The sequence below is a fragment of the Streptomyces sp. NPDC041205 genome (assembly GCF_055591765.1).
The window spans coordinates 682,288-698,117 of sequence record NZ_JBVIZH010000001.1 but is presented as its reverse complement, the minus strand read 5'-3'; the positions used below and the strand labels follow the sequence as shown (position 1 = coordinate 698,117).

Below are 15,830 nucleotides of genomic sequence, written 5' to 3'. Positions count from 1 at the left end.
GAGGACCTTCCGGTGGGGAACAGGGCGGTCGCGGGGCACGCCGCGGTCACGCGGACCGTGGGGGGAATGCCTCGGCGCCGAGGCCCGGGTGGGCTCGTCGGCGCCGTGCGACTCATCCAGAGAAGCAGGGCTGTTGCGCCGCCGCAATGACCCCTCTTACTAGTGGCACTCGCACCCGCGCCGGACGTCCCTCGTGTGATCTGGCTCTCAATCCGCAGGTCAGGGCAGAGATTGGCGCGTACGCGACAAGGGGGTGCGGCTGCTAACCCCGGTAGTAGAGGACCAAAGTCCTGTGGGCCGCCTCACCCGCCACCCACCTGTTTCATCACAGAACGCGCAAGACCGTTCACCGCTCCGAGGGCTCGAATGTGACCGGCGTCTCGAACGCCGCCCGCCGGGTGGCCCGGCGCAGCGCCTTCAGGACGGCCGGGCCGAGCGTGACGCTGAGGACGACCGTGACGACGGCGCGCGGCAGGTCCCAGCCGAGGGAGGTGGCCAGGCAGTACGCGACGAAACGGGCGAGGTTCTCGCCCACCGGGTCGCCGGGGACGAAGGAGACGCCGGTGGCAAGGCCGCCGATGTAGGGCCAGCCCTGGAGGTTCATCACGGTGCCGTACAGGACGGAGGACACCGCCCCGTACGCCCCCAGGACGTACAGCTCGCCCCGCCCCCGCAGCTTGTCCGGGCCCGGCAGCAGTCCCGCCCCCATGCACACCCACCCCATGGCCAGCATCTGGAACGGCATCCACGGGCCCACACCGCCCGTGAGCAGCGCCGACGCGAACATCGACACCGCGCCCAGCACGAAGCCGAACCCCGGCCCGAGCACCCGGCCGCTCAGCACCATCAGGAAGAACATCGGCTCGATCCCGGCCGTGCCCGCGCCCAGCGGCCGCAGGGCCGCCCCGGCCGCGGCGAGCACGCCGAGCATCGCGATGGCCTTCGCGTCCAGGCCGACGTCGGCGATCGTCGCCACGACCACGCCGAGCAGCAGCGGGAGCAGCGCCGCGAACAGCCACGGGGCGTCCTTCGCGTGCGCGCTGAGGCCTGAGTCCGACCCGGCGAGCAGGGGCCATCCGAAGGCGACGACTCCGACGGCGCTCACCAGGGCCAGCGCGGCGATGGACCGGCGCCCCAGCCGGACGGGGCGCACCTGCCCGCCCTGTCGCACCGGCTGTCCGCTGCGGGTCGCTTGTGGCTGGGCGCGCCCACGCGGCGGAGCCGCGTCATGTCCCGCCCCGCGCCCCTTCGGAGCGCTACTCATCGGTCGCCTCCAGCGCCTTCCGTACCTGCGTCACCGTCAGCCACGGCTGCGGAGCCAGGACCTTGGTGACCTGTGGCGCGAACGACGGGGACGACACCACGACGTCCGCCGTCGGGCCGTCGGCCACCACCTCGCCGTCGGCGAGGATCACCACCCGGTGGGCCAGCTCGGCGGCCAGTTCCACGTCGTGGGTGGCCAGGACGATCGCGTGGCCGCGGTGCGCGAGGTCGCGCAGGATCGTGACCAGGCGGGCCTTGGCGGCGTAGTCGAGGCCGCGGGTCGGCTCGTCGAGCAGGAGCAGGGGCGGGCGCGCGGTCAGGACGATCGCGAGGGCGAGGGCCAGGCGCTGGCCCTCGGACAGGTCACGGGGGTGGGTGTCGTCCGCGATGCCGGGGACCAACTCGGCCACCAGGGCCCGGCAGGTGCCCGGCGCCGCGTCCGCGTCGCGGTCGGCGGCGTCGCACTCGGCCGTGACCGTGTCCGCGTACAGCAGATCACGCGGCTCCTGCGGTACGAGGCCGACGTGCCGGATGAGTTCGCGCGGCGGCATGCGGTGCGGAGCGGCGCCGCCGACCCGCACGGTTCCGGAGGTCGGCGGCAGCAGGCCGACCAGGGTGGACAGGAGGGTGGACTTGCCCGCGCCGTTGCGGCCCATCAGGGCGACGGTCTCGCCGGGGGAGACGGTGAGGTCGACCCGGCGCAGGGCCTCGACCCGGCCCCGGAGCACGGCGAGCCCGCCGACCCGGGCGGCGAGCGCGTCGGCCGGCGCGGCTTTCCCCGACTTCGGGGCTGCGGGCTTCAGGGCTTGCGGCCTCGCGGCGCCCGGCGCAGCCGCACCGGGCACAGCGGCATCCGGCCCCGCGGCCGCCACGCCGTCCCAGGCCCCCGCACCGCCCGCCCCCGGCACCACCGACGCCAACCGCTCCCGCAACCCCCCGGTCCGCCGCCGCGCGTCCCGCACCGTCAGCGGCAGCGGCGTCACGCCCGCCAGGCGGCCCAGGCCGACGACCGGCGGATACACGGGGGAGACGGCCATCACCTCGGCCGGATCGCCGAGGAGCGGGGGCTCGCCGGGGGCGGGGAGGAGGAGGACCTGGTCGGCGTACTGGACGACGCGTTCCAGGCGGTGCTCGGCCATCAGGACGGTGGTGCCGAGGTCGTGGACGAGGCGTTGGAGGACGGCGAGGACCTCTTCCGCGGCGGCGGGGTCGAGGGCCGACGTCGGTTCGTCCAGGACGAGGACGCGGGGGTGCGGGGTGAGGACGGAGCCGATCGCGACGCGCTGCTGCTGGCCGCCGGAGAGGGTGGTGATGGGGCGGTCGCGCAGCTCGGCGAGGCCGAGGAGGTCCAGGGTCTCCTCGACGCGGCGGCGCATCACGTCGGGGGCGATGCCGAGGGACTCCATGCCGTACGCCAGCTCGTCCTCGACGGTGTCGGTGACGAAGTGGGCGAGCGGGTCCTGGCCCACCGTGCCGACCACGTCGGCCAGTTCGCGGGGCTTGTGGGTGCGGGTGTCGCGGCCCGCGACGGTCACGCGGCCGCGCAGGGTGCCGCCGGTGAAGTGCGGGACGAGGCCGCTGACCGTGCCGAGCAGGGTCGACTTGCCGACACCGGAGGGGCCGACGAGCAGCACCAGCTCGCCCTCGGGCACGTCCAGGTCGACGCCCTGGACGGTGGGCCCGGCGGCCCCCTCGTACCGTACGGAGACGTCCTCGAACCTGATCATGGTCATGAGGTCTTCTCCTCGGCGGCGGTGTCGGCGGTGGTACGGCGGGTGCGGGCCCGTGCGGGCACGGGTGCCTCGGCGGGCGGTGGCACCGGGGCCACGAACGCCGGGAGCAGGCCGATCAGGACGGCCGCCGCGGGCAGCAGCGGCAGGGTGGGGGCGACCAGCGGGATCACCCCGGGGTGCAGGGCGGCCGCGGCGGACGAGTTCGCGGCGATCATCAGGGCGGCGACCGCCGCACCGGAACCGGCGACCAGCCAGGCCCGCACCCCCCACCGGTCCGGCCGGTAGCGCGTGCGCACCGACCGCCGCCCGCCGAGCCAGAGCCCGCCGAGCGCGGCGCCGAGCCCGACGGCGAGCACCGGCAGGCCGTACGTCGTGCCGTCCGCGGTGAGCAGCCCGTACGTACCCGCGCAGACACCCATGAGCCCGCCGAGCGTCAGGACCGCCGTCGTCCTGCGCACCCGCGCGGGCACGGCGGCGGTGCGGCCGAAGCCCCGCGCGTCCATCGCCGCGGCCAGCGCGACGGAACGCTCCAGGGCGCCCTCCAGGACGGGCAGGCCGACCTGGAGCAGTCCCCGTACGCCCTTGTCCGGACGGCCGCGCAGGCGGCGCGCGGCGCGCAGGCGCTGGACGTCGCCGATCAGGTTCGGCGCGAACGTCATCGCGACGACGACGGCCACCCCGGCCTCGTACAGCGCCCCCGGCAGGGACTTGAGGAGGCGGGCCGGGCTGGCGAGGGCGTTCGCGGCGCCCACGCAGATCAGCAGGCCCGCGAGGCGCACCCCGTCGTACAGCGCGAAGAGCACGCCCTCCGCGGTGACCCGGCCGCCGATGCGCACGCCCTGCGCCCAGTCCGGAAGGGGCACCTCGGGCAGCGTCACGATGAGGTGGGTGCCGGGGATCGGCGAGCCGAGGACGATCGCGAAGACCAGCCGGATGCCGATGACGACGAGGGCGATCTTCACGAACGCGCCGTAGGAGCGGGCCCACGGCGCGGACGTGCGCCGGGCCGCGACGACGTACCCGGCGACGCCGATGAGCAGCCCGATCAGAAGCGGGTTGGTGGTGCGGGACGCAGCCGTGGCGAGGCCGAGCGCCCACAGCCACCAGGCGCCCGGGTGCAGCGCGTTGGAGCGGTGCGCCTGGGGCGCGCGGCGCCGCCGCGCGACGAGCCGGTCGGGGGCCGCGTCAGCCACGGCGGCGGCGGGCCTGCCAGACGGCGGCGGCACCGAGCGCGACGATCGCCGCGACCCCGGCGAGCAGGCCCACGGAGGGACCGCCGTCGTCCCCGCCGTCCCCGTTCTCCTGGGCCGACTCGGACGTGTCGCCCTTGCCGCCGGACTCCTTGCCGGAGACCTGTTCGCCGCACCCCCGCTCCGGGTAGCCGGAGATCGCGCACAGCAGCGCGGAGCTGTTGTAGCGCAGCGGCTTGGCGACGGCGGCGAGTGCGTCGGCGCTGGTCCCGTCGGAGCCGATGCGCGCGCACGCCGTACGCCGCTTCGGTGGCCGCTCGCCGCCCGGGGCGTCGTCCGGCGTGCCGAAGTCGACGACGAGCGCCACGCGCTTGTGGCCGTCCTGCGCGGGGGTGTCCGCGCAGATCGTGTCGAAGTCCGCGGTGCCGCGCGGCTTCTCGGCGCTGCCGGAGTTGGCGGACACGGCGAACCGGAAGCCCTCGACGTCGCCGTCGTCGGGCCGGGCGATGGAGGGCCCCTGCGTCGCGTACACCCACGCGCCGCCCTTGCCCTGCTGCCAGAACGACCAGTAGCGGTAGTCGGCGGCGTGGGCGGGGCCCCCGGTCAGGAGCGCGGCGAGCAGAGCGAGCAGCGCGGTGAGCGGGGCGGCCACCGTGAGGCGGCCGCGCCCCGGGTGGCGCCGGCTCACAGCTGGTTCTTCTTCTTGCGGCCGCTGATCAGGAAGCCGATGCCCGCGCCCGCGACCAGGCCGACGCCGACGATCCACCAGACGCTGACGCCCGACCCGTCGTCGTCCTTCTCGTCCTTCTCCTTGGCCGTGTCGGTCGTCTCCGAGACGGCCTTCGGCGTCGGGCCCTGCGCGTTGAGCTGCTTGACGAGGTCGGCGCCGCCGAAGTCGCGTACGTCCATGTCCGCGGCGAGCGCCGCGAAGACCAGCTGGGCGTAGGCGGCGGGGCCGCTGTCCTTGGCCCAGGCCGCGGAGTTCTCCGACAGCCACTCGCCGGACTTCTTCGCCTGCTCCTGCTGGCCCGCGGCGGCGAGCGCGACCACCGCGTCGGCGGTGTTGCCGACGTCCGGCTGGTCCTTGGCGCCGGGCATCGCGGAGGTGAGGTGGCCGGTCTTGGCGAGGGTCTTCAGGAGGTAGCCGGTGCCGTTGTCGGCGGCCTGCTCGGCCGTGCCGGGCTTCGCGCACTTCGGCGCCGCGTCGGCCTTCTTGCCCTTCGCGGGCACCAGGCCCTGGCCGAGGCCGCCGAGGACACCGGCCGCGGTCGCGTCGGCGTTCGGGGCGAGCTTGCCGGACTTGGCGTCGGCGAGGCCGAACGCGCCGCCGTCCTTGCCGCAGTCCATGGCGAGTTTGGTGAGCGCGTCGAGCGGCGACTTGCCCTTCTGGGACTTCACGGACGCGGGCTTCTCGCCGACGGCGGCGAGGGCGCCGATCACGATGCCGGTGGAGTTGGCGTCGCTGGGCAGGCCCGGGTTGTAGCCCCAGCCGCCGTCCTGGTTCTGCACGGACTTCAGCCAGTCGAGGCTCTTCTTCACCGTGTTCGACTCGTTGCCGACGGCGTGCAGCGCCTGGATCGCGGCGGCGGTGGAGTTCGAGTCGACCTGCGTCTTGGAGTCGCAGGGCTCGCTCGCGTCCGCGCGGTACGCCGCGAAGCCGCCGCTCGCGCACTGCTGGCCGGTGAGCCAGTCCACGGCCTTCGCGGCCGGGGTGACGCCCACCGTCTTCTGCGCGAGCAGCGCGTACGACTGCCGGAACACGCCGTCGAACTGCGGGTCCTTCTTGCCGTACAGGCCGGACGGCAGCGGTCCCCCGGTGGATTCCGCTGACGGCGAGGTGTCGTCGGCGAAGGCGGCCGGGGCGGCGGCGGTGCCGAGGGCGACGACGGCCACGGCCAGGGCAGCTGCGCTGCGGCGAACGTTCATGATGCGGCGGGTGCCTCTCCCTGCGGGGGGCCGGGCAGCACGGCACGGAGGGGCACCGGGCGGCTCCGGCTCCGTATACCTCGACGGTGCCGGCCATCGGCACGTTCCGATGACGCGAGCCGGTCACGCGGCGTGCGAGGCGTTCCGGCTTGCCGGGACGGACTGCTCCCCGGCTTCACGGATCGGGGCCTCCCCTGCTCGAGCGAAGCCGAGAGCTCGGGGAAGGGCCAGCGCCGGATTTCCACCGGCTTCCCCTCGTACGCGCATGAGACGACCCGGCCACTCTACCGGCCCGTAGCCCGCCCCCTGGGGCCCGGCACGGGGTCCCGCCGTCCTCGCTCCGGCGCGCGCCGGAGCCCGGCCCGTGCCCCCGGCGCGGTCTGGCAGGGGCCGCCGGGGCGGCGTTACGTTGGCCTGGGCCTCGCGGTACGGGAGTTGAGGGGGAGCACGCATGGCGGGCACTGCGACAGAACGAACCTCCGGTCCTCGCGGGCGCGACGGTGCCCGTGTCTGCCTGGTGACAGGCGCCGCGTCCGGCATCGGCCGGGCCGTCGCGCGCCGCCTCACCGGCCGGGGCCACCGCGTCCTCGGCGCCGACATCAAGGACACCGACGGGGTCGACATCCAGGCCGACCTGGCGACCGCCGACGGGCGGGCGCTGCTCGCCGACGCCGCCGCCGAGCTGGGCGGCGGGCGGCTCGACGCGGTGGTGGCGTGCGCGGGGGTCGCCGCGTTCGACCCCGTCACCGTGCGGGTCAACGGCTTCGGCGCCATCGCCACGCTGACGGGCCTGCGGCCGCTGCTCGCCGCCGGCCGCGACCCGCGCGCGCTCGCCGTGTCGTCCGTCGCCGCCGTGCACGAGACCGACCCGGCGATCGTCGCCGCCGTCCTCGCGGACGACGAGGAGGCCGCCGTGGCCGCAGCGCGGGCCGCCGTCGACCGTGGCGAGGGGCAGCTCGTGTACGCCTCCGCGAAGCGCGCGCTGGTCCGCTGGGTGCGCCGGGCCGCGGTCACCGACGCCTGGGCGGGCGCGGGGATCCCCCTCAACGCCATCGCCCCCGGCATCATCCGCACCCCGCTCAGCCGCGCCATGATCGAGAACCCCGAGACCCGCGCCATCGCGGACGCGGGCGTACCGATGCCCCTGCACGGCTACGCCGACCCCGAACAGGTCGCCCCGCTCGTCGACCACCTGACCGCGCCGGAGAACACCCACGTCACCGGCCAGGTGGTGTTCATCGACGGGGGCGCGGACGCGGTGCTGCGGGGGGACGAGGGCTGGTGACGGCGCCCTTCGGCCCGGCGCGCCCTCCCTGTCCGCCGAGTGGGCCTCGCGCCCGGGTGGGCGTCGCCTAGGCCCCGCACGCCACGTACGTCACCGGATCGCTCCCCGCCACGGCCTCCGCCCGCCCCAGCTTCACCAGCCGCCGCAGGTGCGCCTCCGCCTCCGACACCGCGATGTTCCGTGAGCCGTAGGGGATGTCGGCCCAGGGCCTGTTCCACTCCATGCGCTCGGCGAGCTGCCAGGGGGTGCGGGGCTCGGTGAGCAGGGTGAGGAGCTGGGCGAGGCGCTCCTCGTGGTGGGCCAGCAGCTCCCGTACGCGGGGCCGGGCTTCGGTGAAGGCGTGCTGGTGGGCGGGCAGGACCTCGGCGACGCCGAGCCGCCCGACCCGCTCCAGGGAGTCCAGGTAGTCGCCGAGGGGATCGCCGCCGCTCGGGCGAAGCCGGGAGCTTGGGGAAGGGCCGGTGACGGTGGCGTCGTCGGGGTCCTCGTACAGGCCGATGTGCGGGGTGATGCCGGGCAGCAGGTGGTCGCCGGAGAAGAGGCGGCCGTGCCCGTGGAGCCCGGCCGGGTGGGCCTCCTCCAGGTGCAGGCAGACGTGGCCGGGGGTGTGCCCCGGGGTCCAGATCGCCCGCAGCGCGCGGCCCGCGAGGGGGACGGGTTCGCCGGGGGCGATGGATCGGTCGGGCAGGGCGGGGGCGAGGCCGGGGAGCCTCGGGGTGCGGCCCGCGTCCCGGGCGGCGAGCAGCGGGGCCACGTGCTCGGCGGGCGCGCCCGCGGCGGCGAGCTTGTCGGCCATGTACCCGTACCAGCGCGCGGGCGCGTGCTCACGGGTACGCCGCACCACGTCGGCGTCGGCGTCGTGCATGGCGATCCACGCCCCCGACGCCTCCCGCACCTTCGCGGACAGCCCGTGGTGATCGGGGTGATGATGCGTGATCAGCACCCCGTGCACGTCCCCGACGTCGGCCCCGCACGCGGCGATCCCCGCGACGAGCGTGTCCCACGACTCCGGGTCGTCCCAGCCGGTGTCGATCAGGACGGGTCCGCGATCGGTGTCCATGAGGTGCACGAGGGTGTACCCGAGGGGGTTGTCGGGGATGGGCACCCGAATGCTCCACACCCCACCACCGCGCGCGACGACCCCCGCCCCACTGCCCTGAGTCATCCCTTGCCCCCGCTCGCCGTCGAGGGCCCCCACTATAACTAGAACTCGTTTCGATAGTCGCCCAAGTCGACCGAGGCGAGGGGGGATTGGGTCACCCCGCGCTGATGCGCAGGCCGGTCGCCGGGCTGTCCACCGAGAGCCTCGACGACCGACAGGAAGACGCCCGCGCCGAAGAGGGCCACGACAACAAGTCCGAGTGCCGGCGGCGAACAACAGGAAGCGAACGCCACCGTGCCCCATGCCCGCCCCACGGCCCGGTGGTACCCGGTGTCGTCGTCCCGGTCCTGACCGATCACACTGCCCCCTGCGTCGCCCTTCCTGGCGGTCACCGCACGGATCGGGTATCGCGTCACATGAACGCGGCCGACGCCAGCTCCGCCTCCGTCTCCTCCCAGGAGAGACGGATGCCGAACTCGCTCTCCACGAACCGCAGGAACGCGACATGGCCCGCCTCGTCACCGTCGTGGACGAAACCGAGTGCCACGTCGGCGGGGGTGCCGTTCGTGAGGTGCGGCAGGCCGGGCTCGAAGGAACTCACCGCCTCGCCGCGCACGCCGTAGTCGACGCGGCTGAAGCCCTTCGCGCTGCTGTGCACGCACAGCGCCCGCCCCCGGCGGGACAAGGCCGCGATGTGTTCCCCCGTGTGGCAGCTGGACTCCTCCAGCGCGTACGCCCAACCCGCCACCGAACCCGCCCTGACGATGGCGTCCGGCGGGACGGGCAGGAAGCCGCCGTCCGTCAGGCGGGCGACCGCCTCTTCGTCCTCCCAGTCCAGGAAGTCGAGGTCGCTGATGTGGTCCTCCTCGTCCCTGAGCAGCAGTTCGGACGCGGCGGAGCTGGACAGCGGGATGATGTGGCGCTCCTCGGCGCCGACGGTCCCCAGCAGCTCGTACGGCGAGAGTCCTTCGCCGAGGGTGAGCGTGAAGCCCATCTCGTAGGCGTCGGCCATCCAGGACAGTCCTGACGGGCCCTTGCCCGTGAGCGCAGGTCCTTGGTTCATCGAAGTGCTCCTTCCGCGCCGCGTCCTGCCTTGGTCGCGACCTCGCGGGCGGCACGCTAACGGTCGGTACTGACACCGCACCGGCGCGGTATCCGCTGGTGAGAGCCCGATTCGCGCCGGCCCTGGCCTCCTTTAACTAGAACTGGTATCAGTTCTGAAGCGGCGTCAGGAACGGACGGCGTCGGGAATCCGGTGCCGGAGCGGCACGCGTCCCGCAGGAGGCAGTCAGTCATGAGCGAGCTCGTGGAACACGGACAGCTGTTCATCGGCGGGGAGTTGGTCGACCCGCTCGGCAAGGACGTCATCGAGGTGGTCTCGCCGCACACGGGGAAGGTGTTCGCGCGGGTGCCGCACGCCGCGCCCGCGGATGTCGACCGGGCCGTCGCGGTGGCGCGGGCGGCCTTCGACGAGGGGCCCTGGCCGCGGATGTCGGTGGCGGAGCGGATCGCGGTCGTCGAGCGGATCAAGGACGGGGTCGGCGCGCGGCACGACGAGATCGCGCGGGTCATCAGCTCCGAGAACGGCACCCCGTACACGGCGTCGGTGATGGTGCAGGCGCTGGCGGCGATGATGGTGTGGGACGCGGCGATCACCACCGCGCGCGGCTTCACGTACGAGGAGGCGCGGGACGGGGCGCTCGGGAAGATCCTGGTGCGGCGCGAGCCCGTCGGGGTCGTCGCGGCCGTGGTCCCCTGGAACGTCCCGCAGTTCACCGCCGCCGCCAAGCTCGCGCCCGCGCTGCTCGCCGGGTGCCCGGTGATCCTGAAGACCTCCCCGGAGGCGCCGCTCGACGCGTACATCCTCGCCGAGATCGCCGCCGAGGCGGGGCTGCCGGACGGCGTGCTCTCGATCCTCTCGGCCGACCGCGAGGTCAGTGAGTACCTGGTCGGGCACCCGGGCGTCGACAAGGTGTCCTTCACCGGCTCCGTCGCCGCGGGGAAGAGGGTGATGGAGGTCTGCGCGCAGAACCTCACCCGCGTCACCCTGGAACTCGGCGGCAAGTCGGCCGCCGTGATCCTCCCCGACGCCGACCTTGCGGGCGCCGTCGCCGGCATCGTGCCCTTCGCCTGGATGATCAACGGCCAGGCGTGTGTGGCCCAGACCCGCATCCTGCTCCCGCGCTCCCGCTACGACGAGTTCGCCGACGCCTTCGCCACCGCCGCGTCCGCCCTGAAGGTCGGCGACCCGATGGACCCCGCGACCGAACTGGGCCCACTGGTCGCCAAGCGCCAGCAGCGCCGCTCCCTCGACTACATCCGGATCGGACAGGAGGAGGGCGCCAAGATCCTCGCCGGGGGCGGCCGTCCCGCGGGGCTCGACCAGGGCTGGTACGTGGAGCCGACGCTCTTCGGAGGCGTCGACAACTCCATGCGCATCGCCCGCGAGGAGATCTTCGGCCCCGTCATCTGCCTGCTCCCGTACGGCGACGAGGACGAGGCCGTACGCATCGCCGACGACTCCGACTACGGCCTGAGCGGCAGCGTGTGGACCGCCGACGTCGAGCGCGGCATCGACGTGGCGCGCCGGGTGCGCACCGGCACGTACTCCGTGAACTCCTTCAGCCTCGACATGCTCGGCCCCTTCGGCGGCTACAAGAACTCCGGCCTGGGCCGGGAGTTCGGCCCCGAGGGCTACGGCGAGTACTTCGAGCACAAGATGATCCACCTGCCCGCCGGGTACCAGGCCCCCGGTGACGGGGGCGGTGCCTGATGGGCGACCGCTGGCACGTCGAGGTCGACCGGTCGGTGTGCATCGGCTCCGGGATGTGCGTGGGCACCGCGCCGGACGGCTTCGCCCTCGACACCGCCCGCCAGTCGCACCCCACGCACCCCGAGACGGACGCCGCCGAGAAGATCCTGGAGGCGGCCGAGAGCTGCCCCGTCGAGGCCATCACCATCACCCTGCTCGGCAGCGGGGAGGTGGTGTTCCCGCCGGAGGACTAGGGAGTGTCCGGCGGGCCTCCGGGCCTTCTACGATGCGTCGCCCCCGCGGGCGAGGGCCGTCAGGCCGGGTCGGGCACCGTCAGGTCGATCAAGCGGCACACCATCTCGATGTCGATCTTGACCTGGGCGATCGAGGCGCGCCCCGAGAGCCAGGTGATCAGCGCGGAGTGCCAGGTGTGCTCGATGACCCGCACCGCGGAGAGCTGCGCGGCGGTCGGCTGTCCGTCCAGGCCCATGGCGTCGAGGACGATCGCCGTGGTGAGCCGCGAGACCGTGTCGACCTCCGGGCTCACCGACCGGTCGGCGAAGGTGAGGGCGCGCACCATGGCGTCCGCGAGGTGCGGCTCGCGCTGGAGGGCGCGGAAGGCCCGCATCAGGGTCTCCGCGACCCGCTCCGCCGGGGTCTCCCCGGCCGGGGGGTGTTTGCGCAGGGTGGTGTGCATGTGCTGCAACTGGTCCTGCATCGTCGCGACGAGCAGATGCACCTTCGAGGGAAAGTAGCGGTAGAGCGTGCCGAGGGCGACGCTCGACGACTCCGCCACCTCCCGCATCTGGACCGCGTCGAAGCCGCCCCGGCTCGCCAGTTGGGCGCTCGCGTGCAGAATGCGGCGGCGGCGCGCCTCCTGGCGCTCGGTGAGGGGCGGCGACGCCGGATGTGCCGCGCCCGCTCCAGCCGTCTTCGCGTCAGCCGTCATAGTCCCGTCGCCCCGTCAGTCCCGTCAGCGGTGTCCATCGGTCCCGCCCAGTCCCCGTCCCGTTTCCGTCCGCGCCCGTTCACCGGGACCGCACAGCATGGCAGGGCGGCCGCCGTGGCGCGAATCACCTGATCCGGACCTTCCGGCCCGGCTACCTGCCGGTAGATTCGAGCGGGTCCGGCGATCAAGGACGATCATGACAGGAACAAGTCTGAAACTTGTTCTACATTACCGTCCCGGCGTAATCTCGCGGACAACTGAAGGCAGAAGGGGGCCAGAGTGACCGCTGAGGCCATGGAGGCGGGTCCCCTGCCGGGGCCGGTGCCGGATGCGACGCCGGGCACGGTGCCGGACGTGCCACGGGGCACGGCCGCCGACGGCGACCGCCCGCTGCGCATCGCGCTCCTCACGTACAAGGGCAACCCGTTCTGCGGCGGCCAGGGCGTCTACGTACGCCACCTCTCCCGCGAGCTGGTCCGCCTCGGTCACCGCGTCGAGGTCATCGGCGCGCAGCCCTACCCCGTGCTCGACGAGGGCGAGGACCTGCGCGGCCTCAGCCTGACCGAGCTGCCGAGCCTAGACCTCTACCGCTCGCCGGACCCCTTCCGCACCCCCGGGCGCGACGAGTACCGCGACTGGATCGACGCCCTCGAAGTGGCGACGATGTGGACCGGCGGCTTCCCCGAGCCGGTCACCTTCAGCCTGCGCGCGCGGCGCCACCTGCGCGCCCGGCGCGGCGAGTTCGACGTCGTGCACGACAACCAGACGCTCGGCTACGGCCTCCTCGGCGACCTGGGCGCCCCCCTGGTGACGACCGTCCACCACCCCATCACCGTCGACCGCCGCCTGGAGCTGGACGCCGCGCCCGACTGGAAGCGCCGCGCTTCGGTCCGCCGCTGGTACGCGTTCACCCGGATGCAGAAGCGCGTGGCGCGGCGCCTGCCGTCGATCCTCACGGTGTCCGGCACCTCGCGCCAGGAGATCGTCGACCACCTCGGCGTCCGCCGCGACCGCGTCGACGTCGTCCACATCGGCGCCGACACGAACCTCTTCTCGCCCGACCCGGCGGTGCCCGAGGTGCCGGGCCGGATCGTGACGACGTCCAGCGCGGACGTACCGCTGAAGGGCCTGATCCACCTCGTCGAGGCCCTCGCCAAGGTCCGCACCGAGAACCCCGCCGCGCACCTCGTCGTCGTCGGCAAGCGCGCCGAGGACGGCCCGGTGGCGCAAGCCATCGAGAAGTACGGCCTCGAAGGCGCCGTGGAGTTCGTCAAGGGCATCACCGACGAGGAACTGGTGGACCTGGTCCGCTCGGCCCAGATCGCCTGCGTGCCCTCCCTGTACGAGGGCTTCTCGCTGCCCGCCGCCGAGGCCATGGCGACGGGGACGCCGCTGCTCGCCACGACGGGCGGGGCGATCCCGGAGGTCGCGGGCCGCGACGGCGACACCTGCCTCGCGGTGCCCCCGGGCGACGCGGGCGCCCTCGCCACGGGCCTGACCAGGCTCCTGGGCGACCCGGAACTGAGGGCGCGGCTCGGCGCCGCGGGCCGGGCCCGGGTCCTCGCCAAGTTCACCTGGGCCCGCGCCGCCCAGGGCACCGCGGAGCTGTACCGCGCGGCGATCGACCGCTCCGCGGGCCGGGGCGCCGCCCGCGCGGTGGCCCGCGGCCACGCGCTGCCGACGGCCGGGGCCGCGGCCGTCGGCGAAGTTGCAGGACCTCAACCCGAAAGCAGGGCCACGTGCTGACCGTCGACTTCACCCGCTTCCCGCTCGCCGCGGGGGACCGCGTGCTCGATCTGGGTTGCGGGGCGGGCCGTCACGCCTTCGAGTGTTACCGGCGCGGCGCCCGGGTGGTCGCCCTCGACCAGAACGCGGAGGAGATCCGCGAGGTCGCCAAGTGGTTCGCGGCGATGAAGGAGGCGGGCGAGGCCCCGGCGGGCGCGACCGCCACCGCCATGGAGGGCGACGCCCTCAACCTGCCGTTCCCGGACGAGTCGTTCGACGTCGTCATCATCTCCGAGGTGATGGAGCACATCCCGGACGACAAGGGCGTGCTCGCCGAGATGGTCCGGGTCCTCAAGCCGGGCGGCCGGATAGCCGTGACCGTGCCGCGCTACGGCCCCGAGAAGGTCTGCTGGGCGCTCAGCGACGCCTACCACGAGGTCGAGGGCGGCCACATCCGCATCTACAAGGCCGACGAACTCCTCACCAGGATGCGCGAGTCGGGCCTCAAGCCGTACGGCACGCACCACGCGCACGCGCTGCACTCGCCGTACTGGTGGCTGAAGTGCGCGTTCGGCGTCGACAACGACAAGGCGCTGCCCGTGCGGGCGTACCACAAGCTCCTGGTCTGGGACATCATGAAGAAGCCGCTGGCCACCCGCGTCGCCGAGCAGCTCCTGAACCCGGTCGTCGGCAAGAGCTTCGTGGCGTACGCGACCAAGCCGCACCTGCCCGCCGCCACCCCCGACCCGGCCGCCGACGCGAAGGCCGGGGCGTGACGATTCCCGAGCGCACCGAACACCTGGTCCTGCCGGGCGTTCTGACGGCCGATCAGGCGACGGCGACGGTCCGCGGCATCCTCGCCGTCCAGCGCGACGACGGCGCCATACCCTGGTTCCGCGGCCACCACCTCGACCCGTGGGACCACACCGAGGCAGCCATGGCCCTGGACGCGTCCGGCGAGCACGAGGCCGCCGCCCGCGCCTACGAGTGGCTGGCCCGGCACCAGAACCCGGACGGCTCCTGGTACGCGGCGTACGCCGACGGCGACCCGGACGACGTCACCGACCGCGGCCGCGAGACCAACTTCTGCGCGTACGTCGCCGTCGGCGTCTGGCACCACTACCTGAGCACCGGCGACGAGGCGTTCCTCGACCGCATGTGGCCGGTCGTCGTCGCCGCCGTCGAGTTCGTCCTCGCACTCCAGCAGCCCGGCGGCCAGATCGGCTGGAAGCGCGACCCCGACGGCAGCCCCGTCCCGGACGCCCTCCTCACCGGCTGCTCCTCCGTCTACCAGGCGCTGCGCTGCGCCCTCGCCCTCGCCGACCTGCGCGACGACCCGCAGCCGGACTGGGAACTCGCGACCGGCGCCCTCGGCCACGCCATCCGCCGCCACCCCGAGCGCTTCCTCGACAAGGACCGCTACTCCATGGACTGGTACTACCCGGTCCTCGGCGGCGCGGTCACCGGCACGGAGGCCAAGTCCCGCATAGAGGACGGCTGGGACCGCTTCGTCGTCCCCGGCCTCGGCGTGCGCTGCGTGCACCCCAACCCGTGGGTGACCGGCGGCGAGAGCGCCGAACTCGCCCTGGCGCTCTGGGTGTTGGGCGAGTCCGACCGCGCCCTGGACGTCCTCAAGTCCATCCAGCACCTGCGTGACCCCGAGTCCGGCCTGTACTGGACGGGCTACGTCTTCGAGGACGCCGCGATCTGGCCCGTCGAGCTCACCACCTGGACGGCGGGCTCCCTGCTGCTCGCCGTCGCGGCACTCGGCGGCGACGAGGCGACGTGCGGGGTGTTCTCGGGGACGGGGCTGCCGACCGGCCTCGACCCGGACTGCTGCGCCTAGCTCCGGGCCGGATTGCCGCGCCTGAGCCTCGGGCCTGCTGTGCTCGTGTCCCGGGGCCC

The 15,830-nt window shown here is 74.0% G+C and carries 14 protein-coding genes; 6 read left to right on the top strand and 8 right to left on the bottom strand.

The genetic code is table 11. From position 1 onward, the window contains the following. Positions 1-346: 346 nt before the first annotated feature. Genes ACZ6BG_RS03140 through ACZ6BG_RS03120 form a run of 5 tightly spaced genes read right to left on the bottom strand, consistent with a single transcriptional unit; the run spans position 347 to position 6,112 of the window. The gene (locus ACZ6BG_RS03140) at positions 347-1,264 is read right to left on the bottom strand and encodes an ECF transporter S component (RefSeq protein ID WP_468996216.1); all 918 of its coding nucleotides are present in this window, start codon (positions 1,262-1,264) and stop codon (positions 347-349) included. Beyond that, positions 1,257-2,990 (bottom strand): ABC transporter ATP-binding protein, encoded by a 1,734-nt coding sequence (locus tag ACZ6BG_RS03135; protein WP_468997879.1) that lies wholly within the window; start codon positions 2,988-2,990, stop codon positions 1,257-1,259. Before ACZ6BG_RS03135 ends, ACZ6BG_RS03140 begins: the two co-directional genes overlap by 8 nt. Before the next feature lie 2 nt (positions 2,991-2,992). Then, positions 2,993-4,189, bottom strand: a complete 1,197-nt coding sequence (locus ACZ6BG_RS03130; RefSeq protein ID WP_468996213.1) for an energy-coupling factor transporter transmembrane component T — start codon at positions 4,187-4,189, stop codon at positions 2,993-2,995. Beyond that, positions 4,182-4,874 (bottom strand): SCO2322 family protein, encoded by a 693-nt coding sequence (locus ACZ6BG_RS03125; protein ID WP_468996211.1) that lies wholly within the window; start codon positions 4,872-4,874, stop codon positions 4,182-4,184. The genes ACZ6BG_RS03130 and ACZ6BG_RS03125 overlap by 8 nt, the downstream gene beginning before the upstream one ends. Then, positions 4,871-6,112, bottom strand: coding sequence for a prenyltransferase/squalene oxidase repeat-containing protein (locus ACZ6BG_RS03120; protein ID WP_468996208.1), 1,242 nt, complete (start codon positions 6,110-6,112; stop codon positions 4,871-4,873). The genes ACZ6BG_RS03125 and ACZ6BG_RS03120 overlap by 4 nt, the downstream gene beginning before the upstream one ends. A gap of 517 nt (positions 6,113-6,629) precedes the next feature. On the opposite strand from ACZ6BG_RS03120, the gene ACZ6BG_RS03115 reads away from it, so the two are divergent. Then, the gene (locus tag ACZ6BG_RS03115; RefSeq protein ID WP_468996205.1) at positions 6,630-7,397 is read left to right on the top strand and encodes an SDR family oxidoreductase; all 768 of its coding nucleotides are present in this window, start codon (positions 6,630-6,632) and stop codon (positions 7,395-7,397) included. A 67-nt stretch (positions 7,398-7,464) separates the two neighbouring features. On the opposite strand, the gene ACZ6BG_RS03110 is transcribed toward ACZ6BG_RS03115, so the two are convergent. Together ACZ6BG_RS03110 and ACZ6BG_RS03105 are read right to left on the bottom strand one after the other, a co-directional pair. Then, positions 7,465-8,562, bottom strand: coding sequence for an MBL fold metallo-hydrolase (locus ACZ6BG_RS03110; protein ID WP_468996202.1), 1,098 nt, complete (start codon positions 8,560-8,562; stop codon positions 7,465-7,467). A 349-nt stretch (positions 8,563-8,911) separates the two neighbouring features. Beyond that, entirely contained in the window at positions 8,912-9,562 is a 651-nt protein-coding gene (locus ACZ6BG_RS03105; RefSeq protein WP_468996199.1) for a DUF6461 domain-containing protein, read from the bottom strand. A gap of 231 nt (positions 9,563-9,793) precedes the next feature. Between ACZ6BG_RS03105 and ACZ6BG_RS03100 the strand changes: the two genes are divergently transcribed. Both ACZ6BG_RS03100 and ACZ6BG_RS03095 read left to right on the top strand, forming a co-directional pair. Next, positions 9,794-11,272: an aldehyde dehydrogenase gene (locus tag ACZ6BG_RS03100; RefSeq protein ID WP_468996196.1), complete on the top strand. Its 1,479-nt coding sequence runs from the start codon at positions 9,794-9,796 to the stop codon at positions 11,270-11,272. Next, the gene (locus ACZ6BG_RS03095; protein WP_468996193.1) at positions 11,272-11,505 is read left to right on the top strand and encodes a ferredoxin; all 234 of its coding nucleotides are present in this window, start codon (positions 11,272-11,274) and stop codon (positions 11,503-11,505) included. Before ACZ6BG_RS03100 ends, ACZ6BG_RS03095 begins: the two co-directional genes overlap by 1 nt. A 59-nt stretch (positions 11,506-11,564) precedes the next feature. On the opposite strand, the gene ACZ6BG_RS03090 is transcribed toward ACZ6BG_RS03095, so the two are convergent. After that, positions 11,565-12,200 carry a TetR family transcriptional regulator gene (locus ACZ6BG_RS03090; protein ID WP_405653623.1) on the bottom strand — a complete coding sequence of 212 codons (636 nt, stop codon included), beginning with the start codon at positions 12,198-12,200 and terminating at the stop codon, positions 11,565-11,567. Between the two features lie 279 nt (positions 12,201-12,479). On the opposite strand from ACZ6BG_RS03090, the gene ACZ6BG_RS03085 reads away from it, so the two are divergent. From ACZ6BG_RS03085 to ACZ6BG_RS03075, 3 genes are read left to right on the top strand one after another with little or no spacing between them, the layout of a single operon-like run. Continuing rightward, a complete protein-coding gene (locus ACZ6BG_RS03085; protein ID WP_468996184.1) occupies positions 12,480-13,946 on the top strand; it encodes a glycosyltransferase family 4 protein in 1,467 nt (488 codons plus the stop codon). Then, positions 13,940-14,701 (top strand): class I SAM-dependent methyltransferase, encoded by a 762-nt coding sequence (locus ACZ6BG_RS03080; protein ID WP_468996182.1) that lies wholly within the window; start codon positions 13,940-13,942, stop codon positions 14,699-14,701. The genes ACZ6BG_RS03085 and ACZ6BG_RS03080 overlap by 7 nt, the downstream gene beginning before the upstream one ends. Then, complete coding sequence (locus ACZ6BG_RS03075; protein WP_468996179.1) at positions 14,698-15,771, top strand: glucosidase family protein; 1,074 nt, start codon at positions 14,698-14,700, stop codon at positions 15,769-15,771. Before ACZ6BG_RS03080 ends, ACZ6BG_RS03075 begins: the two co-directional genes overlap by 4 nt. Positions 15,772-15,830 lie beyond the last annotated feature (59 nt).